Below are 21,419 nucleotides of genomic sequence, written 5' to 3' on the forward strand. Positions count from 1 at the left end.
GACCACTCGCCTCCAGCGCCACACCGACGAACTTCACCTCGCGCACCGATGAAAATCTCGAAGCCCTTCACGTTCGAGCTCATGAGCAATCCCGAGTTCCCGGTTCGGGGACACGCCAAGTGGAATGAACGCAGCAACCCCGCCAGCAAGCAGGCGGCCACAACAACGCGTCCACCCGGGTGACTCCCATTGAGCACGAGCACTTGAGAACGGCCGCTGACGCCTACCGCGGGATGAACACCGAGGTGTCACTCCCCCGAACCTCACGACCTGGTCCGCGAACCGCGTCAGGTCGGCCCGATCGCCTGACGCCGGGGCTCAGCGGTCGGCGGTCCTGATCTCCACGATCGGCAGCCGCAGCGCGCCGGGCGCGGAGGCGGGCACGGCGGGCTTGACCGGCGGCACGGGTGGGACGCGCCGGTAGGGCGCGCCCTGCTCGGGCCGGGGGTCGGCCTCGCCCTTGTTCGGCCACGCGGCGAACGCGCGCTCGGCCTGGGCGGTGATGGTCAGCGACGGGTTCACGCCCAGGTTCGCCGAGATCGCCGAGCCGTCCACCACGGACAGGCCGGGGTAGCCGTGCACCCGGTGGTAGGGGTCGATGACACCGGTCGAGGCGTCCTCGCCGATCGGGCAGCCGCCGATGAAGTGCGCGGTCAGCGGGATGTTGAACAGCTCGCCCCACGTGCCGCCGGGGACGCCGCCGATGTGCCGGGCGGCCAGCAGGTTCGCCCGGTGGCCCGCCGGGATGAACGTCGGGTTGGGCTGCCCGTGGCCCTGCTTGGAGGTCAGCTTGCGCCTGCCGAACCTGCTCCGGCGGGTGAAGGTGGTGATGGAGTTGTCCAGGCTCTGCATCACCAGCAGGATCACCGTGCGCTCGCTCCACCGGTGCACCGACAGCACCCTGGCCAGCCGCAGCGGGTGGCGGACCGCCTGGACCAGGAACTGCACCAGCCTCGGCGTGGCCTTCGCGCCGTCGGTGGCCAGCGTCTGGAGCAGGCCCATGGCGTTGCTGCCCTTGCCGTAGCGGACCGGCTCGATGTGCGTGGTCTCGTCCGGGTGAATCGACGAGGTGATGGCCACACCCCTGGTGAAGTCGCGCTCCGGGTCGACGGTGAAGCGGCCCGCGCCGATGATCGCCTCGGAGTTGGTGCGGGTCAGCTCGCCCAGCCGGGGTGAGAGCCGGGGCAGCGCGCCCTCGTCCCGCATCCGATGCAGCAGTCGCTGGGTGCCCCAGGTGCCCGCAGCCAGCACGACCTGGCCCGCGGTGAGCACGCGGGTGCCCCGGCGCAGGCCGCCGGTGCGCCGGGTGGTGACCGCCCAGGTGCCGTCCGGGGCCTGCCGCAGGTCGGTCACCGTGGTCAGCGGCAGCACCCGCGCGCCGTTGCGCTCCGCCAGGTACAGGTAGTTCTTGACCAGCGTGTTCTTCGCGCCGACGCGGCAGCCGGACATGCACGAGCCGCACTCGGTGCAGCCGGTGCGGGCCGGTCCCGCGCCGCCGAAGTAGGGGTCCTCGGCGGGCTGGCCCGGTTCGCCGAAGAACACGCCGACCGGGGTGGGGTGGTAGCTGTCGGCCACGCCCATGTCCTCGGCGACGGCGCGCATCACCTCGTCGGACGGGGTGGTGGTCGGGTTCTCCACCACTCCCAGCATCCGACTGGCCTGGTCGTAGAACGGGGCCAGCTCGGCTTCCCAGTCGGTGATGTGCGCCCACTGCCGGTCCCGGTAGAAGGGCTTGAGCGGCCGGTACAGCGTGTTGGCGTAGACCAGCGACCCGCCACCGACGCCCGCGCCCGCCAGGACCACCACGTTGCGCAGCGCGTGGATGCGCTGGATGCCGTAGCAGCCCAGCAGCGGCGCCCACAGGTAGCGGCGCAGGTCCCAGGACGTCCTGGCGAACTCGTGGTCGGCGAACCGGCGCCCGGCCTCCACCACGGCGACCCGGTAGCCCTTCTCGGTCAGCCGGAGGGCGGCCACGCTGCCGCCGAACCCGGAGCCGACCACCACGACGTCGTAGTCCGCCGCCTGCTTGTTACCGGCGAGTTCACCCATGCGCACGACAGTAGATGTAACTTCCGGTAACGCCTAGTCCTCGACCGGTTCAGACCAGCAGGACACCCACCGTGAAGATCAGCGCCGCGACCACCAGACCCGCCGAGACCAGCACCGCCGGGTGCGCCCACCGGGGCGCCTGCTTCCGCGTGCCCGCTCCCCCCGGCGCCGCCTCGGCCTCGTCCGCCACGTCGCTGTCGAAGAACTCCTCGACTCCCACGCCCACTACCCCCGGATGGTCAGGCCGACCTTCTGGAACTCCTTGAGGTCGGAGTACCCCGTCTTGGCCATGGCCCGCCGCAGCGAGCCGAACAGGTTGGTGACGCCCCTCGGGTCCACCGACGGCCCGAACAGCAGGCTGCGCAGGTCCACCACCTGGTCCACGCCGGTGGACACGTGGCTGCGCGGCACCGACGGGTGCGCCGAGGCCGCGGTCCAGTACAGGCCCTGGGCGGGCGCCTCCGCGGCGGCGGCCAGCGGCTCGCCCAGCATCACCGCGTCCGCCCCGCACGCGATCGACTTGGCCACGTCGCCGCTGGTCAGCACGCCGCCGTCGGCGATGACGTGCACATAGCGGCCACCGGTCTCGTCCAGGTAGTCCCGCCGCGCCGCGGCGGCGTCGGCGATCGCGGTCGCCATCGGCACGCCGATGCCCAGCACCGAGTCCGTCGTGGTCACCCCCGGCGTGTAGCCGTAGCCGACGATCACGCCCGCCGCGCCGGTCCGCATCAGGTGCATGGCCGTGCGGTAGTCGCCCACGCCGCCCGCGATCACCGGGATGTCCAGGTCGGCGATGAACGACTTGAGGTTCAGCGGCTCGCCGTCGCGCGAGACGTGCTCGGCGGAGATGATCGTGCCCTGCACGACCAGGATCTCCACGCCCGCCGCGAGCAGGTCCGGGGTCAGCTCGGCCGCCCGCTGCGGGCTGACCCGCACCGCCACCGTGACGCCCGACTCGCGCACCTGCTTGATCGCCTCGGCGATCAGGTCGATGCGCACCGGGGCGGAGTGCAGCTCCTGCAGCACCCGCACCGGCGCACCGGGGTCGTCGGTGTCCTCCACCGCCTGCACCAGCCGGAACAGCGCCTCGTCGACGTCGGCGTGACGCGCCCACAGGCCCTCGGCGTTGAGCACGCCCAACCCGCCCAGCTCGCCGACCGCCACCGCCGTGCCCGGCGAGACGATCGCGTCGGTGGGGTGGGTGATCAGCGGGATCTCGAACCGGTAGGCGTCGATCTGCCACGCCGTCGAGACGTCCTTGGACGAGCGGGTCCGGCGGGACGGGATGATCTCGACGTCGTCCAGCTCGTAGGCCCGCCTGGCGGTCCGGCCCATGCCGATCTCGACCAGATCGCGCACTTGTTGTCCTCTTCTCAGCGAATCAGCGAAGCAGCTGGGTCAGCGGGTGGTGTAGTTCGGGGCTTCGACGGTCATGGTGACGTCGTGCGGGTGGCTCTCCTTCAGGCCCGCCGCCGTGATCCGCACCAGCTGCGCCTGCTGCAGTTCCGCGATCGTCTTCGAACCGGTGTAGCCCATCGCGGAGCGCAGGCCGCCGTTGAGCTGGTGCACCACCTGGGCCAGCGGGCCGCGGAACGGGATGCGGCCCTCGATGCCCTCGGGCACCAGCTTGTCCTCGGACAGCACGTCGTCCTGGAAGTAGCGGTCCTTGGAGTAGGACTTGCCCTGGCCGCGACCGCGCAGCGCGCCCAGCGAGCCCATGCCCCGGTAGGTCTTGAACTGCTTGCCGTTGACCAGGATCAGCTCGCCCGGCGCCTCGGCGGTGCCCGCCAGCAGGCTGCCCAGCATGACCACGCTGGCGCCCGCGGCGATGGCCTTGGCGATGTCGCCGGAGTACTGGATGCCGCCGTCGCCGATCACCGGCACGCCCGCCGGGGCGCAGGCCAGGTTCGCCTCGTAGATCGCGCTGATCTGCGGCACGCCCACGCCCGCCACCACGCGGGTGGTGCAGATCGAGCCGGGGCCGACGCCGACCTTCACGCCGTCCGCGCCCGCGTCCACCAGCGCCTGCGCGCCCGCGCGGGTGGCCACGTTGCCGCCGACCACGTCGACCTCGTCGCCCAGCTCCTTCTTCACCCGCGCCACCATCTCCAGCACGTTGCGCTGGTGGCCGTGCGCGGTGTCGACCATGATCACGTCGATGCCCGCGTCGGCCAGCGCCATCGCGCGGGTGAAGCTGTCCTCGCCGACGCCGATCGCGGCGGCGCACAGCAGCCTGCCGTCGGGGTCCTTGGAGGCGTTGGGGTACTGCTCGGTCTTGACGAAGTCCTTGACCGTGATCAGGCCGCGCAGCTTGCCGTCGCCGTCGATGATCGGCAGCTTCTCCACCTTGTGCCTGCGCAGCAGGCCCAGCGCGGCCTCGGCGGACACGCCCACCTGCGCGGTGACCAGCGGGCCGTTGGTCATCACCTCGCGCACCGGGCGGCTGTGGTCGACCTCGAAGCGCATGTCGCGGTTGGTGATGATGCCCACCAGCTTGCCGTCCGCGTCGGTCACCGGGACGCCGGAGATGCGGTAGCGCGCGCACAGCTCGTCGACGTGGGCGATCGTGTCGTCCGGGGAGCAGGTGACCGGGTCGCTGACCATGCCCGCCTCGGACCGCTTGACGGTCTCGGCCTGGCGGGCCTGCTCCTCGACGGACAGGTTGCGGTGCAGCACGCCGATACCGCCCTGGCGGGCCATGGAGATGGCCATCCTGGCCTCGGTGACAGTGTCCATCGCGGCGGAGGCCAGCGGCACGCGCAGGGTGATGTTGCGGGACAGCCTGGTGCTGGTGTCGACACCGCTGGGCACGATCTCGGACTCAGCGGGCAGCAGCAGGACGTCGTCGAAGGTCAGTCCCAGCATCGCGAACTTGCTCGGGACTCCGTCAGCGTTGAGCTCGCTGGTCATGGCAGCAGGCTTGCCTTCCGTCGTGCGGTGATCCCGCCGCTGCGGAGGTGGTTTCCGCAGTCGGCGACGGGTTCCACCCATGGTATCTGGACGGCTTCGGGGGTCCGCCCGGTACCGTGCGGGGTCGTGCCGCACGACGCCTTGCCACCAGACCCGTTCGCGGGCGACCCCGAGGACCCGGCCAGGGAGCTCGGCGAGCCCGACCACGACCACGACCACCCGCCGATGGACGACGTCGAACGCGCCGAGCTCGTCGGGGACCTCAGCGACCTGGCCGTCTACCAGGCGCTGCTGGAACCCCGCGGGGTGCGCGGGATCGTGGTCGACTGCGGCGAGTGCGACGAGCCGCACTACCACGACTGGGCGCTGCTGCGGTCCAGCCTGGAGCAGCTGCTGTCGGACGGCCGGATGCGCCCGCACGAACCCGCCTACGACCCGGACCCGGCCGCCTATGTGAGCTGGGAGTACTGCCGCGGCTACGCGGACGGCGTGACCGCCACCGAGAGCGCCCGCTAGCCCCGCCTCGCGGACCGCGCGGTCGGGTGGTAGCAACCGGCCCGCTGGCGGGCGCCGGGTAGTACTTGCAGGCGCGACGAAGCCCGCCCCCGGTGCGGGAGCGGGCTTCGTCACACCCCGCGCGTCAGCTAGCTCGCCGCGGTCTCGGAGTTCGTCTCGGTGGCCGGCTTCTCGGCCTGCCCGCGCGACTCGCCGCCGGTCGTCGGCAGGGCGGGCGGGGGCGGCTCCTCGGTGACCTGGCCGCTCTGCTCCGTCGTCGTGGTCGGCGGCGGGGCGGTGCTCGGCTCCGTGGTGGCCTTGGTCGGCTCGGTGGTGGTGGGGAGCGTGGTGCTCTGCGCCAGTGTCGTGGTCGTGGGGGCCGGAGCGCCCGCAGACGGGGTCCCGGCAGGGGCCGGGGTGCTGGTCAGCTCCTCCAGCAGCGACTCGTGGGTCTCCACGAGCGCTTCCTTGCCGTCGTCGGTGGAGACCTCCGGCAGCGCGATGCCCGCCTTGAGCAGCGCGTCCCTGGCCTCCTCCAGCTTGCCCTCGCGCAGTGCCGCGCGGGCGGTGTCCAGGTCCGTGCGCACCGCGACGGCGGCTTCCACCGATCGCGCGTGGTCGGAGTACAGCACCCTGGTCAGGCCCCACAGCGTGTCGCCCGGCCGGGCGTCGCGGGCCACCAGGCTGACGCCGGTGAAGGCGATCGCCAGCACGGCGGCGGCGCTCGCCAGCGGGATCAGGAACCGGTGCCTGCGCGGCACCGGCCGGGCGGCGGCGATCGTCGCCACCGCGGTGTCGGTGTCCACCAGCTCGCCCACCGGGCGGCTGTCCACCTCGCGCCGCCACGCCAGCAGCAGCGCGTTCAGCTCGTCGTCTGCGAGGGAGTCGGGCTGCTCACCGGCACGTCCGCCGAGTGCGTCGAGCAGCGCGTCATCCGCTCTGATGCCCGCGAGGTCGTCCCCTGGCTCAACCGCTGGATCATCCGAGGTGAGCGGGGGTCTCCCGTCTTTTCCGCGCACGATTTCTCCGTTGCCCTTCTCGTGCTGGTCGGCCACTCAGACCACCTCCTCCGCTGCCAGCGTCTTGCGGAGGCGGGCGAGGGCACGGTGCTGGGCGACCCGCACCGCGCCGGGCGTGGAGCCCACCGCTTCGGCGGTCTCCTCGGCCGACAGGCCGACCACTACTCGAAGCAGCAGGATCTCCCGCTGCTTGTCCGGCAGGACTTTGAGCAGGTGCGCCATCCGCTCCGACAGCTCGCCCTGCATCGCGCGCTGCTCCGGGCCCGCCTCGGTCTCCGGCGCGTCCGGGATCTCCGGGACCGGCTCCGACCGGTTCCGGGCCGACGACCGGTGGGCGTCGGCCACCTTGTGCGCCGCGATGCCGTACACGAACGCCAAGAACGGCCGACCCTGGTCTCGGTAGCTGGGCAACGCCGTCAGCACGGCGAGACACACCTCCTGGGCCACGTCGTCTGCCGAAGCGAATGACCTCTCCTGCCTGCCTACGCGGGCGCGGCAGTACCGCACCACGAGGGGTCGGACGGAGGCCAGCAGCCGCTCGATCGCGTGGCGGTCGCCATCGACAGCTGCGCCCACATCGGCATCCAGTCCGTCCCCCAAGTTGCTCATCGCAGACAACAGCCCTGGCGTTACGAGTTGGCTTACCAGCAAGGAACGGCACGGGACGATCGACGCCCGCGCCGGTGCCCCACCGTACCGGTAGGGCGTCGCGCCTGGGCGCGACGGGTGTGAACAAGGTCTCTGACCTGGCGACACGCCGGGACGGCGAAACGGCCCGGTGACAGTGGTGTCACCGGACCGGTCGAGGAAGGAGCACCCGTCGACGCCGCCGGGTCAGGACACGAGGCCGCGGCGGAAGCCGTGCGCCACGGCCTGCGCGCGGTCGCGCACGCCGAGCTTGCGGAACAGCCTGCGCGCGTGCGTCTTCACCGTGTCCTCGGACAGGTAGAGCTCGCGGCCGATCTGGCCGTTGCTCTTGCCCTGGCTCATGCCCCGCAGGACCTGCAGCTCCCGCTCGGTGAGCTGGACCCCCGGATCGGAGGGCTGGCGCGGCGCGGGCACCGACGTGCTCGCCAGGGTGTGCGCCAGCGCGGCCACCAGCTCGGGGCGCGAGGCGTCCCAGCGGAGGTAGCCGCGGGCGCCGCCCGCGATGGCGGCGGCGATGCTGCCCGCGTCGTCGGGGGCGCCGAAGACTATGACGTTGGCCTGGGGGTTGGCCGAGACGAGCCGCCGGGTCGCTTCGACCCCGGTCGGAACGGCGCGCTGGGTACCCACCAGTACGACGTCGACCGGCTGCCTGGAGAAGCGAGCCAACAACTCGTCACCGTGCGCTACGCAGTCGATGCGGCTAACCCCGGGGACAGCCGACATCACACGGGTGAGACCCTCCCGCACACTGCGCCGGTCGTCGCAAATAAGGACCGTGGTCACGGGGACTCCTTCCTGCAGCCGAGTGACGTTCCACTTCCCCTATCGGACGCTAGCGGCCGAACCTTGACACGATCTGGTGCTTAATCCGTCAAGAAGTTCGTCTCAGCGTCTGCGTTCGGGGGTTCCCCGGAACGGAGCAGCGCCGTCGGGATCCAAGGGGAAGCGACCGCCCATCGTCGGCTGATCGGGTCAGCTCTGCGTAACACGCAGCTCAGCGCGTTGACGGCGTGTTCACGGACTTGTTCACTCTCCGCAATGTTGCGGCCCGCGGTTCCCTCTGCCAAGACCAGCGCCGTCGGCCAGACCAACGAGAGGAGCCCGAGATCAGTGGTGTGATTTAGGTCACACGATAGCACTTCGAGACCCGCGCGGACGCTTTCCGGGGTCCCCCGGACGACCAGCGCGGTGCCCAGGACGAGCCGGGACTTGAGCAGGTGCCGGGTCGCGCCCGCCCGCTCGGCCGCCTCGACGGCCAGTCCGGCGAACGGCTCCGCCGCCTCCGGGCGACCGCTCGCCAGCTCGATCTCGGCCGCCACCCAGCCGTGCCGCACCCGCGCCCGCCACCCCACGGGCTCGACCGCCGCGTGCAGCCGCCGCGCCTCCCCCAGCCTGCCCGCGCCCAGCGCGTCGGCGGCCAGCCCGAGCAGCGCGTCGGCCCTGGCGCCCGCCGGGTCCACGCCGTGCGGGTCGCCGCCCGCCCCGCCGGGGGCCTTGGCCAGCGCCACCGCGTCCAGCCGCCGGGCCGCCGCGTGGGCGCCGAGCTGGCGGCGGTGCGAGGCCAGCGCGCTGGCCGCCAGCGAGGCCACGAGGTCGTCGCCGCGCAGCAGCTCGCCCAGCGCGGCGGCGGCCGCCGCGTAGTGGCCCCGCGCCCCCAGCACCACGGCGGCCAGCCAGCGCTCGGTCCGGGTGCCGCGCAGCCCAGCCCACACCTCGGCGCCGGGATCACCCCCGAACGCGGCTTCGCGCAACCGCCCCTCGTCCACGCGCTGAACCTAGCCGCCCCGTGCGTCGAACGCGCCCGGCTTCAGCAAACGGCTCCGGCAAACGGCTCCGGCGGACCGCTTCAGCAGACCGCGCGCTCGACCGCGTCCGCCGCCGAGCTCAGGTCGTTGACCCGCTCGGCGGGCGCGGGCACCACGCCGCGCTCCCAGCCAGGACCGGCCGCGAACACCCGCACCTGCTGCCGCGTCCTGGGCAGCGCCGACACCGCGCCCGGATCGGCGTAGCGCGGCAGCTGCGCCCACAGCACCACCGCCGAGGGCGCGGTGCGCCGCACCGCCGAGGTCAGCGCGTCCAGCGGCAGCGCCGCCCCCAGGTGCCGCACCCCGATCCCGCGCCGCGCCAGCACCGCGGCCAGCGGGTACAGCGGCAGCACGTGCCGCTCCTCGGGCAGGCACGCCAGCAGCACCGGGCGGTGGTTGCGCGGCTCGGTCACCAGCGGCGTGGCGCGCACCATCGCAGCCAGCACGCACTCGTCCAGCAGGTGCGAGACCTCCACGCCCGCGCCCGAGTGCGCCCACCGGGCCGCCACCGCGGCCAGCACGGGGCGGACCACCTCGTCCCAGGTCGCGATCACGCCGTCGGCCTCGATCGAGTCCGCCAGCAGCCGCTGCGCGGCGGTGGCGTCCATGGCCAGCGCCGCGCGGCCCAGCCCACGCGCCCGGCGGCCCGCGCCGGACATCCGCAGGTCGCGCCCATCGGAGGAGGGCTCACCGGGGGACGAACCGGCCGGGGCGAACTCGCCGCCGGTCAGCAGCGGCGCCGCGGCGGACTCGCGGGGCGCGGTCAGCGCGTACTTGGCCGCTTCGGCCGACGAGGCGCCGCGCTGCAGTGCCCGCTGCATCAGCTCCAGCCGCGCCACGTCACCCGGCGCGTATTTCCGGTGTCGCCCGGAAGTGTGATTGCTGGGCCCCAGTCCGTAACGCCGGTCCCAGGTGCGCAGAGTAGCCGGGGCCACCCCCAGCCTGCGTGCCACCGCGGCCACCGAGAGCAGCACCAGGTGCGGTGACTCTTCTTGTGGCACAACGGTTTCCCGCTCACCGCCGAGGTGCGGGAGGGGGTGCTCGCGGGGGGTCGTCACGCAGACATGGTCCGTTCACCTGCGGTCACCGGCAAATCCGGGTCGGTGGACCGGTACCAGCCCATGGGCTGAATTGACACGGAAGCGCTCCCCGACCCCTTGAACAAGCTTTGACGCGGTTTTACGGTGGATCATCGCTACGCCGAACGGAGCAGTGCAGTCGGCCAAGGAGGCGGTTCGATGGCGGACACCCGAAGGCTTCCCGGTCCCAACGCCGACCTGTGGGACTGGCAGATGCGCGGCTCGTGCCGCGGAATGGACAGCGCGTTCTTCTTCCACCCGGACGGTGAGCGCGGCCCCGCCAGGGCCAGGCGGGAGGCCAGGGCCAAAGCGGTCTGCCAGACCTGCCCGGTGCTGGAGATGTGCCGCAAGCACGCCCTAGCCGTGCAGGAGCCGTACGGCATCTGGGGCGGGCTGTCGGAATCGGAGCGGGACGGCATCATCCGGGCCCGCAAGCGGCAGTACACCCTCACCTGAACGCGCCGGGGGCGGCACCCGTTCGGGTACCGCCCCCTGGATCGACTCGCCTCCGGCTCAGCAGTCCGGCTCAGCGGCTCGGTTCAGCGGCTCGGCTCAGTGGCCGTGACCGTGGCCGTGCCCGTGACCCGCGGCCGCGGGCTCCTCTTCCTTCTTCTCCACGACGGCGCTCTCCGTGGTGAGCACCATGCGGGCGATGGAAGCGGCGTTGGCCACCGCGGAGCGGGTGACCTTGACCGGGTCGATGATGCCCGCGTCGAGCAGGTCGCCGTACTGCAGCGTGGCGGCGTTGAGGCCGAAGCCCCAGTCCTGCTCGCGGACCTTGTTCACCACGACCGCGCCTTCCAGGCCCGCGTTCGCGGCGATCCAGAACAGCGCGGCGCCCAGCGCCTCGCGGACCACCGCGACACCGGTGGCCTCGTCGCCGGTCAGGTCCAGGTCGCCGTCGAGCACCTTGGAGGCGTGCACCAGCGCCGAACCGCCGCCGGGCACGATGCCCTCCTCGACCGCGGCCTTGGTCGCCGACACCGCGTCCTCGATGCGGTGCTTGCGCTCCTTGAGCTCGGTCTCGGTGGCCGCGCCGACCTTGATCACGGCGATGCCGCCGGACAGCTTGGCCAGCCGCTCCTGCAGCTTCTCGCGGTCCCAGTCGGAGTCGGTCGCCTCGATCTCGCGGCGCAGCTGCTCCGCGCGGGCGGCGATGTCGGCCTTGGTGCCGCCGCCGTCGACGATCGTGGTGTCGTCCTTGCCGACCACCACGCGGCGCGCGGTGCCCAGCACGTCCAGGCCGGACTCGGACAGCTTCAGGCCCACCTCGGCGGAGATCACCTTCGCGCCGGTGACCACGGCCAGGTCGTCCAGGAACGCCTTGCGGCGGTCGCCGAAGTACGGCGCCTTGACCGCGACCACGCGCAGGGTCTTGCGCAGGGCGTTGACCACCAGGGTGGACAGCGCCTCGCCCTCGACGTCCTCGGCGATGATCACCAGCGGCTTGCCCGCCTCGGCGACCTTCTCCAGCAGCGGCAGCAGGTCGGCCAGCGCCGAGATCTTCTCCCGGTGCAGCAGGATGCGGGCGTCCTCGAACACCGCTTCCTGGGCCTCCAGGTCGGTGGCGAAGTGCGCCGAGATGTAGCCCTTGTCGAACTGCACGCCCTCGGTGATCTGCAGCTCGGTGGCCAGCGTCGAGGACTCCTCGACGGTGATCACACCGTCCTCGCCGACCTTCTCGATGGCCTCGCCCAGCAGCGAGCCGATCGACTCGTCGCGCGAGGACACCGTGCCGACCTGGGCGATGTTGTCGCGGCCCTTGACCGGGGTGGCCTTGGCCTTGAGGGCGTCGACCACCGCGTCGGCGGCGGCCTGGATGCCCCGGCCCAGCGCGGTCGGGTTGGCACCGGCCGCCACGTTGCGCAGGCCGACCCGGACCATCGCCTGGGCCAGCACGGTGGCGGTGGTGGTGCCGTCACCGGCCACGTCGTTGGTCTTGGTGGCCACGCTCTTGGCCAGCTGGGCGCCCAGGTTCTCGAAGGCGTCCTCCAGCTCGATCTCGCGGGCGATGGTCACACCGTCGTTGGTGACCGTCGGCCCGCCGAACTTCTTGTCCAGCACGACGTGGCGGCCGCGCGGACCCAGGGTCACCTTGACCGTGTCCGCGAGCTTGTTCACGCCGCGCTCGAGCGCCCGACGAGCGTCCTCGTCGAAGCTGATCTGCTTGGCCATACCCAACCTCTCTGGTGCGAAACGCCCCGGAAGGCCCCGGAAGGGGTCGCCGGGGCGCTCTGCGTGTCAGCCGAACGTCAGTTGATGACGGCCAGCACGTCGCGGGCGGAGAGGATCAGGTACTCCTCGCCGTTGTACTTGACCTCGGTGCCGCCGTACTTCGAGTAGATGACGACGTCGCCGACAGCCACGTCCACCGGAACGCGGTTGCCCTTGTCGTCGATCCGGCCGGGGCCGACCGCGAGGACCTTGCCCTCCTGGGGCTTCTCCTTCGCGGTGTCCGGGATCACGAGGCCGGAAGCGGTCGTGGTCTCGGCCTCGCTGGCCTGGACGACGATCTTGTCCTCGAGCGGCTTGATGTTCACGCTCACCGGGCTGACCTCCACGGTCGTCGAAAGCGTTGGCAGGTTGCGTTTACGGCTCCTGCCACCCCGCCGTCGCGGGGGTCGGGGCGGTTGCTGGTGCCGTGCATCTAGCACTCTACCCATGCGAGTGCCAACGCTTCAACGAGCCCCCGGAGGACCACCCCACAGGGTCGCCCACCCCACGTCCGCCGTCCGCCCGCGGTTCACCCGGTGTCCACGATCGTGGACCACGGTGGTGCCCCATGACCAGGGTGACGCGACGATCGCTGATCATCGGCGGCATGGCCCTCGCCGCGGCGGGGACCACGGCGGGCGCCGGGTGGGCCAGGCTCACCGACCCCTTCACGCTCGGTGTCGCCTCGGGCGACCCGACCCCCGACGGAGTGGTGCTGTGGACGCGGCTGGCCCCCCGTCCGCTCAACGAGGACGGCCTCGGCGGCATGCCCGACCGGCCCGTCCCGGTGCACTGGGAGCTGGCCGAGGACGAGCGGTTCCGGCACGTGGTGCGGCGCGGCACGCAGGTCGCCCGGCCGGAGTCCGGGCACAGCGTGCACGTGGAGCCGTTCGGCCTGCGCCCCGGTCGCGAGTACTACTACCGGTTCAGGGCCGAGGGGCACCTCTCGCCGGTCGGCCGCACCAGGACCGCGCCCGCGCCCGGCGTGCTCAGCACCGACCTGACCATGTGCTTCGCCTCCTGCGCGCACTTCGGCGAGGGCTACTTCACCGCCTACCGGCGGCTGGCCGAGGACCACCCGGACCTGGTCCTGCACCTGGGCGACTACCAGTACGAGTACGCCGCCAAGGCGGGCGACGTGCGCCAGGTCGTCGGCCCGGAGACCCGCACCCTGGCGGACTACCGGCTGCGGCACGCGCAGTACAAGACCGACGCGGACCTCCAGCTGGCCCACTCGGTCGCGCCGTGGCTGGTGGTGTGGGACGACCACGAGATCGAGAACAACTGGGCCGACGACACGCCCGAACAACCCGATCCGGCGTTCCCCGATCGGCGGGCGGCGGCGTTCCAGGCCTACTACGAGAACATGCCGCTGCGCCGCGCCGCGCGCCCGGACGGCGGCGACATGCGGCTGTACCGGCGGGTGCGGTGGGGCGGCCTGGCCACCTTCCACATGCTCGACACCCGGCAGTACCGGGACGACCAGGCGTGCGGCGACGGGTGGAAGACCTGCTCCGACACCAGCTCGGCGACCCGCACCATCACCGGCGCCGAGCAGGAGGCGTGGCTGCTCGACGGGTTCCGGCGGTCCCGCTCGCGCTGGGACGTGCTCGGCCAGCAGGTGTTCTTCGCCGAGCGGGACCGCAAGGACGGCCCCGACAAGGAGCTGTCCATGGACTCCTGGGACGGCTACCTGGCCTCCCGCGACCGGGTGACACGCGGCTGGGTGGACGCCAAGGTGCGCAACGCCGTGGTGCTCACCGGCGACGTGCACGCGCACTACGCGGCCGACATCAAGCAGGACTGGAACGACCCCGCGTCGTCCAGGACCGTGGGCACCGAACTGGTGTGCACCTCGGTGACCTCCGGGCGCGACGGCAACGACACCGTGGACGAGGTGCAGCTGCGGCTCAACCCGCACATCAAGCTGCACAGCCGCCGTCGCGGCTACGTGCGCACGAAGTTCACCGCGCGCGAGATGCGGGCGGACTTCCGGGTGCTGCCCCGGGTGAGCACGCCGGGCGCGGAGGCGAGCACGCTCAAGTCGTTCGTGGTCGAGGACCGCAACCCCGGCCTCAACCCGGTCTGACCGGCCGGTGCGGCGCCGCGACCGCGCGGCGCCGCACCCCCGGTTCACCCCGTGGGGTTCACCGCTTCCGGATCACCTCGATCAGCGAGGTCCAGCTCTCCCTGCCGTGCCCGGCCGCGATGGCACGGTCGTAGAGCGACTGGACCGCGCGCGGCAGCTCGGCGTCGATGCCGCCCGCCTCGCTGGCGCCCACCACGTGCCGCGCCGTGGCCCCCATCATCAGCACGTTGGCCTCGTCACCGGGGTGGTTGCCCTCGTCGAGGTGGCGGACCGTCTCGTCCAGGTACAGGCCCAGCGAGTCGACGTTGTCCGCCAGGTACCGGACGAAGTCCCGCGCGGGCACGCCCGCCGTGCCGACCAGCGCGAACGCGTGCAGGATGCCCGCCAGGCCGGTCAGGAACGCGTCCAGCTGCGCCTGGTAGAACAGCTGCGCCAGCGAGTGCTCCGCGCCGACGTACTCCGGCCTGCCGATGACCGACAGCGTCGGCTCGTAGGGCTCCAGCACCTCGCGCGGGCCGCTGTAGAACACGTAGGCCGACTCCGTGCCGATCAGCGGCGCGGGCACCATCACCCCGCCGGTGATCAGCTCGGCGCCGCGCTCGGCCAGCCAGGCCGCCGCCCGCACCGTCTCCTCGGGGGTGTCCGAGCTGAGGTTGACCACCACGCGCCCCGCCAGCGGCGTGCCGTCGAGGATCTCGTACATCGCCGCGTAGTCGGTCAGGCTCAGCAGCACCAGCCGGTTGGCCCCGACCGCCGCCGCGGCCGTCTCCGCCCGGACCGCCCCCTTGGCCACCAGCTCGTCCGCCCGGCTCGCGGTGCGGTTCCACACCGTCACCGGGTGGCCGTGCTCCAGGAACTTCGCCACCATCCCCCGCCCCATCGGCCCGAGGCCGATCAGGGTCAGCGGCGTCTTCTCCCCAGTCATGCGCTCTCTCCGTTCCGCTCGGATCACCCCACGGTGCGCGTGCCCGCGCACGGTCCGCTGGGGGTTCGCGCACGGCGCCGGTGATCACCGCTACGTTCGAATCGTGCGATTCGGCGTGTTGGGGCCGCTGGCGGTGTGGACCGACGGCGGCGAGCCGGTCCGGGTGCCCGAGGCGAAGGTCCGCGCGCTGCTCGCGGACCTGCTGGTGCACCACGGGCAACCGGTGTCGGCGGACCGGCTCGCCGAGGACCTGTGGGCGGGCAGGCCGCCGGGCAACCCGGTGAACACCCTGCAGACCAAGGTCTCCCAGCTGCGCCGGGCGCTGGAGGCCGGGCAGCCCGGCGGTCGCGCGCTGGTCCGCCGCGGGCCCGCGGGCTACCTGCTGCGGGCGGACGCGCTGGACCTGCTGGAGTTCCGCGACCTGGTGGCGCGGGCCCGGACCGCCGACCCCCGCGCGCGGGCGTCGCTGCTCGGCGCGGCACTGGCGCTGTGGCGCGGCGAGCCGCTGGCCGACTTCGCCGACGAGCCGTTCGCCGCGCCGTTCGCGCGGCGGCTGGCCGAGGAGCGGCTGGCCGCCGTGGAGGACCGGGCCGAAGCCCTGCTGGCGCTGGGCGAGCAGCCCGACGACCTCACCGCCGAGGTCGTCCGCCACCCGCTGCGGGAACGGCTGGTCGGACTGCACATGCGCGCGCTGTACCGGGCGGGCAGGCAGGTCGAGGCGCTGGAGGCGTACACGGCGCTGCGCCGGGCCTTGAACGAGGAACTCGGCCTGTCACCCAGCCCGGAGCTGGCCGCGCTGCACGAGTCGATCCTCAAGCACGAGGTGGGCGGGCGGCGCGTCGAGGCCGCCTGGGCGGGGCGGCCCCGGACCAACCTGCCCGCCCCGGTGACCGAGCTGGTCGGTCGCGCGGACGCGCTGCGCGAGGTGCGCGAGCTGCTGGCCCGGTCGCGGCTGGTGACGCTGACCGGGCCGGGCGGGGTGGGCAAGACCCGGCTGGCCGTCGAGGTGGCCAGGGGCGTGCCGGGCACGGTGCTGCTGGTCGAGCTGGCGGGCGCGGACCGCGCCGAGCGGGTGGTGGCCGCGGTGGCCGCCGTGCTGGGCGTGCGGGAGGACCTGCCCGGCGCGTTCGACGACCTGGCGGACTGGGTGGCGGAGGCGCTGCGCGCCCGCGAGCTGCTGCTGGTGCTGGACAACTGCGAGCAGGTGGTCGAGCCGGTGGCCGCGCTGGTGTCGCGGCTGCTCGCCGCCGCGCCGGGGCTGCGCGTGCTGGCGACCAGTCGGGAACCGCTCGGGCTGGCCGCCGAGGCGCTGTGGGCGGTGCCGCCGCTGGACGTGCCCGGTCCGGACGACGACACCGGCGCCAGCGGCGCGGTGCGGCTGTTCGTGGCGCGGGCACGGGCCGCGGGCTTCACCCCCGGCCCGGACGACGCTCGCACCGTGGCGGCGGTGTGCCGCAGGCTCGACGGGCTGCCGCTGGCGCTGGAGCTGGCCGCGACCAGGGTGCGCGCGCTGGGCGTGGCGGGCCTGCTGGAGCGGCTGGACGACCGGTTCCGGCTGCTGGCGGGCGGGCACCGCGACGCGCCCGCCCGCCAGCGCACGCTGCGGGCGGTCGTCGACTGGAGCTGGGACCTGCTGGCCGAGCGGGAGCGGGTGGTGCTGCGCAGGCTGTCCGCGCACGTCGACGGCTGCCCGCTGGACGCGGCCGAGGCGGTGTGCGCGGGGCCGGGCGTGCCCGCCGACGAGGTGCTCGACGCGCTGGACCGGCTGGTCAACCGGTCGCTGGTGGTGGCCGACCACGGGCCGGGCGGGCCGCGCTACCGGCTGCTGGAGTCGATCGCCGAGTACGGGCGGGAGCGGCTGCGGCAGGCGGGCGAGCAGGAGGCCATCCGGCGCGGGCACGCCGCGTTCCACCTGGCGCTGGCCGAGCGCGCCGACCCGGAGCTGCGCGGCCACCGGCAGCTGGAGTGGCTGCGCAGGCTGGACGCCGACACGGCGAACCTGCGGGCCGCGCTGGACGTGCTCGACGGCGACGCCGCCGCCCGCCTGACCCGCGCCCTGACCTGGTACTGGTTCCTGCGCGGGCGGATCACCGAGGCCAGGCGGGCGCTGCGGGCCGCGCCGGGCGCGGAGGCCGCCGCCTGGCACGCCGGGTTCGGGGTGCTCGCGGGCGAACCCGTCGACCAGGCCGCGGTCGACGGCGCGAGCGCCATCGCCGACCCGGCGGCGCGGGCCCGCGCCCACTGGTTCCTCGGCTACGTGCTGACCACCATCGGCGACATGGCCGCGGGCGAGCGGCTCACCGACCTGGCGCTGGCCGGGTTCCGGCGGCTGGGCGACCGCTGGGGCGAGGCCGCCGCGCTCAGCGACCGGGTGAGCCAGGCCCTCACCCAGGGCAGGTTGGACGTGGCGCACCGCTCCGCCGAGCACAGCGACCGGCTGTTCACCGAGCTGGGCGACCGCTGGGGCCGGTTGCAGGCGTCGTTCGCGCTGGGCACGCTGGCCCAGATCGGCGGCGACTACGAGCGGGCCGCGCGGGTGCACCGGGAGGGCCTGCGGCTGGCCGAGGAGCTGGAGTCGTGGCCGGAGGTGTCGTACACGCTGTCCTGGCTGGGCCGGGTCTCGCTGCTGCGCGGCGACCACGACCGGGCGCGGGACTTCCACGAGCGCGCCCGGCGGCTGGCCGCCGAGCTGGGCTTCGGGCCGGGCGAGGTGTACGCCGAGACCGGCCTGGCGCTGGGCGCGCGCAGGCGGGGCGACCTGGACGCCGCCGAGCGCCACCTGCTGCGGGTGCTGCGCTGGCACCGCTCCGTCGGCTTCGCGGCGGGCAGCACGCTGGCGCTGGCCGAGCTGGGTTTCGTCGCCGAGCTGCGCGGCGACCTGGACGCCGCCCGCGCCTGGCACGCCGAGGGGCTCGCCCTGGCCCGCGAGGTGGGCGACCCGCGCGCCGTCGCGCTCGCGCTGGAGGGCACCGCAGGGGTCCGCGTCCTGGAGGGCGATCCCGTCGAAGCCGCCCGCCTGCTGGCCGAGGCGGCGGCCCTGCGCGAGTCCGTCGGCGTGCCGCTGCCCGCCGCCGAGCGCCACGACGTGGACCGCATCACCGCTGCCATCCACCGCCTCACCCCCGCGTCGGCAAGTACTACCCGCCCCGTTCCCGAGAGCGGTTAGCCACTACCCGGCGCCGGGGCGGGTAGTGGCAAGCTGCCCGGAAACGGCGCACGGGTAGTACTTGCCGACGCGGTCAGAAGACCTGGACGGTGCTCACGGGGAGGCCGGGGGTGGTGGACAGGTCCAGCGGGGACGGCTTCGCGCCCGCGGCGACCAGGTGGGCGCCCAGCGCGGCGATCATCGCGCCGTTGTCGGTGCACAGCCGGGGCCGGGGCACGCGCAGCTGGATGCCCGCCTCCGCGCAGCGCTCGGCGGCCAGCCCGGACAGCCGGGAGTTCGCCGCCACCCCGCCGGAGATCACCAGCGTGTCCACCCCGAGGTCCTTGCACGCCCGGACCGCCTTGGCGGTCAGCACGTCCGCCACGGCCTCCTGGAACGACGCCGCCACGTCGGCCAGCGGGATCTCCTCGCCCGCCCGCTCCTGCCGCTCCACCCACCGCGCCACGGCGGTCTTCAGCCCGGAGAAGGAGAAGTCGTACTTGGCGTCGCGCGGACCGGTCAGGCCGCGCGGGAACGCGATGGCGCACCCGTTGCCCTGCTTGGCCAGCTTGTCGATGGGCGGACCACCGGGGTAGGGCAGGTCCAGCAGCCGGGCCACCTTGTCGTAGGCCTCGCCCGCCGCGTCGTCCACGGTCGAGCCGATCTCGGTGATCCGCTCGGCCAGGCCCTCCACCAGCAGCAGCTGCGAGTGGCCGCCGGAGACCAGCAGGGCAAGGCAGCGCTTCGGCAGCGGCCCGTGCTCCAGGGTGTCCGCGGCGACGTGGCCCGCCAGGTGGTTCACGCCCAGCAGCGGCTTGTCCAGCGCCGCCGCGTACGCCTTGGCCGCCGAGACGCCCACCAGCAGCGCCCCGGCCAGGCCGGGCCCCGCGGTGACCGCGATGGAGTGGATGTCGGACAGCTCGACGTCGGCCTTCTCCAGCGCCCGGCGCATGGTGGGCACCATCGCCTCCAGGTGGGCGCGGCTGGCCACCTCCGGCACGACGCCGCCGAAGCGGGCGTGCTCCTCGACGCTGGAGGCGACCTCGTCGGCCAGCAGCTCCAGCGCGCCGTCCGGACCGAGCCGGACGATGCCGACGCCGGTCTCGTCGCAGCTGCTCTCGATCCCGAGGATGAGCCGGTCAGTCACGGTTCGCGGGCCTTCCCATCGTGTACGCGTCGGCGCCCGACGGCTGGTAGTAGCGGCGGCGCAGGCCCAGGTGCTCGAAGCCGTGCGCCAGGTACAGGGCGATGGCCGGGGCGTTGTCCGTGCGGACTTCCAGGAACACCGGCACGCCGTGCTCGTCGGCCCTGGCCAGCAGGGTGCGCAGCAGCAGCTTGCCCACGCCGAGGCCCTGGTGCTGCTTGTCCACGGCGATGGTGTGCACGCTGGCCTCGAACGTGGTCAGCGCCAGCCCCGCGTAGCCGATCAGGTGGCCGTCGAGGTGGGCGCCGACGTAGAAGTGGCCGCTGTCCAGCTCGCCGCGGAAGGCGTTCTCGCTCCACGGGTCGTCGCCGGGGAACAGCTCCCGCTCGATCTCGACGCACCGCGGCACGTCCTCGTGCCGCAGCGGCGCGATGGTGACCGTGCCCGCGCTCACCCCTTGGTCACCCTCTTGCGCCCGACCGGCTCCACCGCGTCGGGCCTGCGCAGGTACAGCGGGGTCAGCGCGGCCGGGCGGGCGCCCGCCAGCAGCTCCTCGGCCGCCGCGGCGACCAGGGACACCGGCGAGGGGTAGCGGGCCTCGACCACCGGCAGCCCCAGCACCTCGGCGTAGATCTCCGCGCCCTCGCCCGCCGCCGAGGCCACGGCGGGCAGCTTCGCGGCCAGGTCGGCGGGCCGGTCCACGTGCGGGCCGTCGGTGCGCCTGCCCGCCGCGTCGTAGGCGGCCCAGTACACCTCGCGGCGGCGCGCGTCGGTGGCCACCAGCAGTGGCTTGCCGGTGCGCGCGTCCAGGGCGATCGCGTCGGGGGTGGGCACCGGGTAGACCGGCCGGTTGAGCGCCTGCCCCAGCGCGGCGGCGGTGACCAGGCCGACCCGCAGCCCGGTGAACGGGCCGGGCCCCGAGCCGCACACGACGGCGTCCAGATCGGCCAGCCGCTTGCCCGCCCGCGCCAGCGCCTCCTGGACGTGCGGGGTCAGCAGCTCGCCGTGGGCCTTGGCGTTGACCGTCACCCGCTCGGCGAGCAGGCGGGGCGGCGAACCGGGCGTCAGGTCCACGACACCGGCCGTCACGGCGGGGGTGGCGGTGTCCACTGCGAGCACGAGCACAACGGACAAGGGTACGGCGTCGGCCAACTCGCCCTGGACTTGACGTCCACGTCAACGTGGAGGATCGGCGTCGTGCGCATCGGAGAACTGGCCCAGCGCTGTGGCACGACCACCAGGGCGCTGCGCTACTACGAGTCCCTCGGGCTGCTGACCGCGCGGCGCTCCGCCAACGGCCAGCGCGAGTACGACGAGTCCGACCTGCGGCTGGTGGCGCAGATCCGCTCGCTGACCGACATCGGGTTCGCGCTGGAGGACACCCGCCCGTTCGTGGAGTGCCTGCGGACCGGGCACGCCAGCGGGGACGCCTGCCCGGCGTCGGTGGCGGTCTACCGGCGCAAGCTCGCCGAGCTGGAGGAGTTCATCGGGCGGCTCACGGCCGCCCGCGACCGGGTGCGCGCGCAGCTGGACGACGCCGAGCGGAGGAGCAGGCCGTGCAAACGCTGACCGATGAGACGTTCGCCGAAGTGGTGGGCGCGGAGCCCGCCGTGCTGGTGGAGTTCCGCGCCGACTGGTGCGGCCCGTGCCGGATGGTCGAGCCGGTGCTCGCCGAGCTGGACCGGGAGCTGCCCCAGCTCACCGTGGTCAAGGTCGACACCGACGCCTCGCCGGGGACCGCGCGGGACCAGCGGATCATGTCCGTGCCCACCCTCCAGCTCTACCGGGGCGGCGAGCTGGTCGCGCAGCTGGTGGGGGCCCGGCCGAGGACCCAGCTGATGGCGTGGCTCGAACCGCACTTGTGACGCGCGCGACCGTGCGGTCGGACACAGCGTCG

Annotated in this window: 21 protein-coding genes; 6 read left to right on the top strand and 15 right to left on the bottom strand. The window is 73.6% G+C overall.

What is annotated here, in order from left to right; genetic code table 11:
- Positions 1-318: 318 nt before the first annotated feature.
- Genes JOF41_RS27355 through guaB form a run of 4 tightly spaced genes read right to left on the bottom strand, consistent with a single transcriptional unit; the run spans position 319 to position 4,959 of the window.
- Positions 319-2,049, bottom strand: a complete 1,731-nt coding sequence (locus tag JOF41_RS27355; protein ID WP_209622979.1) for a GMC family oxidoreductase — start codon at positions 2,047-2,049, stop codon at positions 319-321.
- A gap of 49 nt (positions 2,050-2,098) precedes the next feature.
- Positions 2,099-2,269, bottom strand: a complete 171-nt coding sequence (locus tag JOF41_RS27360) for a hypothetical protein (RefSeq protein WP_189224206.1) — start codon at positions 2,267-2,269, stop codon at positions 2,099-2,101.
- A 5-nt stretch (positions 2,270-2,274) separates the two neighbouring features.
- On the bottom strand, positions 2,275-3,408 hold the full coding sequence (locus JOF41_RS27365; protein WP_189224205.1) for a GuaB3 family IMP dehydrogenase-related protein: 1,134 nt from the start codon (positions 3,406-3,408) through the stop codon (positions 2,275-2,277).
- Between the two features lie 39 nt (positions 3,409-3,447).
- Positions 3,448-4,959: an IMP dehydrogenase gene (gene guaB / locus JOF41_RS27370; RefSeq protein WP_189224204.1), complete on the bottom strand. Its 1,512-nt coding sequence runs from the start codon at positions 4,957-4,959 to the stop codon at positions 3,448-3,450.
- A 126-nt stretch (positions 4,960-5,085) separates the two neighbouring features.
- Between guaB and JOF41_RS27375 the strand changes: the two genes are divergently transcribed.
- The gene (locus JOF41_RS27375) at positions 5,086-5,475 is read left to right on the top strand and encodes a DUF5319 domain-containing protein (protein ID WP_189224203.1); all 390 of its coding nucleotides are present in this window, start codon (positions 5,086-5,088) and stop codon (positions 5,473-5,475) included.
- A 128-nt stretch (positions 5,476-5,603) separates the two neighbouring features.
- Here the strand turns inward: JOF41_RS27375 and JOF41_RS27380 are convergent, their stop codons facing one another.
- From JOF41_RS27380 to JOF41_RS27400, 5 genes are all read right to left on the bottom strand, one after another.
- Positions 5,604-6,509, bottom strand: coding sequence for an anti-sigma-D factor RsdA (locus JOF41_RS27380; RefSeq protein WP_189224202.1), 906 nt, complete (start codon positions 6,507-6,509; stop codon positions 5,604-5,606).
- Positions 6,510-7,082 carry a sigma-70 family RNA polymerase sigma factor gene (locus JOF41_RS27385; protein ID WP_189224201.1) on the bottom strand — a complete coding sequence of 191 codons (573 nt, stop codon included), beginning with the start codon at positions 7,080-7,082 and terminating at the stop codon, positions 6,510-6,512.
- A 225-nt stretch (positions 7,083-7,307) separates the two neighbouring features.
- A complete protein-coding gene (locus JOF41_RS27390; protein WP_015805222.1) occupies positions 7,308-7,904 on the bottom strand; it encodes a response regulator transcription factor in 597 nt (198 codons plus the stop codon).
- An 80-nt stretch (positions 7,905-7,984) separates the two neighbouring features.
- A complete protein-coding gene (locus JOF41_RS27395; protein WP_189224200.1) occupies positions 7,985-8,887 on the bottom strand; it encodes a hypothetical protein in 903 nt (300 codons plus the stop codon).
- A gap of 80 nt (positions 8,888-8,967) precedes the next feature.
- Complete coding sequence (locus JOF41_RS27400; RefSeq protein ID WP_229795846.1) at positions 8,968-9,903, bottom strand: MerR family transcriptional regulator; 936 nt, start codon at positions 9,901-9,903, stop codon at positions 8,968-8,970.
- A gap of 261 nt (positions 9,904-10,164) precedes the next feature.
- On the opposite strand from JOF41_RS27400, the gene JOF41_RS27405 reads away from it, so the two are divergent.
- The gene (locus JOF41_RS27405) at positions 10,165-10,461 is read left to right on the top strand and encodes a WhiB family transcriptional regulator (RefSeq protein ID WP_276515716.1); all 297 of its coding nucleotides are present in this window, start codon (positions 10,165-10,167) and stop codon (positions 10,459-10,461) included.
- A 96-nt stretch (positions 10,462-10,557) separates the two neighbouring features.
- On the opposite strand, the gene groL is transcribed toward JOF41_RS27405, so the two are convergent.
- Both groL and groES read right to left on the bottom strand, forming a co-directional pair.
- A complete protein-coding gene (gene groL, locus JOF41_RS27410; protein ID WP_209622980.1) occupies positions 10,558-12,180 on the bottom strand; it encodes a chaperonin GroEL in 1,623 nt (540 codons plus the stop codon).
- Between the two features lie 77 nt (positions 12,181-12,257).
- Complete coding sequence (gene groES, locus JOF41_RS27415; protein WP_033428811.1) at positions 12,258-12,551, bottom strand: co-chaperone GroES; 294 nt, start codon at positions 12,549-12,551, stop codon at positions 12,258-12,260.
- 236 nt (positions 12,552-12,787) lie between these two features.
- Here groES and JOF41_RS27420 point away from each other — a divergent pair, with 236 nt between their 5' ends.
- A complete protein-coding gene (locus tag JOF41_RS27420) occupies positions 12,788-14,308 on the top strand; it encodes an alkaline phosphatase D family protein (protein ID WP_209622982.1) in 1,521 nt (506 codons plus the stop codon).
- A 58-nt stretch (positions 14,309-14,366) separates the two neighbouring features.
- Here the strand turns inward: JOF41_RS27420 and JOF41_RS27425 are convergent, their stop codons facing one another.
- Complete coding sequence (locus JOF41_RS27425; RefSeq protein WP_209622985.1) at positions 14,367-15,233, bottom strand: NAD(P)-dependent oxidoreductase; 867 nt, start codon at positions 15,231-15,233, stop codon at positions 14,367-14,369.
- Between the two features lie 103 nt (positions 15,234-15,336).
- Between JOF41_RS27425 and JOF41_RS27430 the strand changes: the two genes are divergently transcribed.
- Positions 15,337-18,399, top strand: a complete 3,063-nt coding sequence (locus JOF41_RS27430) for an AfsR/SARP family transcriptional regulator (protein ID WP_209622987.1) — start codon at positions 15,337-15,339, stop codon at positions 18,397-18,399.
- Positions 18,400-18,472: 73 nt separating this feature from the next.
- On the opposite strand, the gene tsaD is transcribed toward JOF41_RS27430, so the two are convergent.
- The 3 genes from tsaD to tsaB are packed head-to-tail and all read right to left on the bottom strand — an operon-like array spanning position 18,473 to position 20,647.
- The gene (tsaD, locus tag JOF41_RS27435) at positions 18,473-19,525 is read right to left on the bottom strand and encodes a tRNA (adenosine(37)-N6)-threonylcarbamoyltransferase complex transferase subunit TsaD (protein WP_209622989.1); all 1,053 of its coding nucleotides are present in this window, start codon (positions 19,523-19,525) and stop codon (positions 18,473-18,475) included.
- Positions 19,518-19,976 (bottom strand): ribosomal protein S18-alanine N-acetyltransferase, encoded by a 459-nt coding sequence (gene rimI, locus JOF41_RS27440; RefSeq protein ID WP_189224195.1) that lies wholly within the window; start codon positions 19,974-19,976, stop codon positions 19,518-19,520. The genes tsaD and rimI overlap by 8 nt, the downstream gene beginning before the upstream one ends.
- Positions 19,973-20,647 (bottom strand): tRNA (adenosine(37)-N6)-threonylcarbamoyltransferase complex dimerization subunit type 1 TsaB, encoded by a 675-nt coding sequence (tsaB, locus tag JOF41_RS27445; RefSeq protein WP_189224194.1) that lies wholly within the window; start codon positions 20,645-20,647, stop codon positions 19,973-19,975. Before tsaB ends, rimI begins: the two co-directional genes overlap by 4 nt.
- Before the next feature lie 72 nt (positions 20,648-20,719).
- On the opposite strand from tsaB, the gene JOF41_RS27450 reads away from it, so the two are divergent.
- Complete coding sequence (locus tag JOF41_RS27450) at positions 20,720-21,091, top strand: MerR family transcriptional regulator (RefSeq protein ID WP_189224193.1); 372 nt, start codon at positions 20,720-20,722, stop codon at positions 21,089-21,091.
- Positions 21,079-21,387, top strand: coding sequence for a thioredoxin family protein (locus JOF41_RS27455; RefSeq protein ID WP_209622991.1), 309 nt, complete (start codon positions 21,079-21,081; stop codon positions 21,385-21,387). The genes JOF41_RS27450 and JOF41_RS27455 overlap by 13 nt, the downstream gene beginning before the upstream one ends.
- The last annotated feature ends 32 nt before the right edge of the window (positions 21,388-21,419 follow it).

It is taken from the genome of Saccharothrix coeruleofusca, from assembly GCF_017876325.1.
Lineage (GTDB): Bacteria > Actinomycetota > Actinomycetes > Mycobacteriales > Pseudonocardiaceae > Actinosynnema > Actinosynnema coeruleofuscum.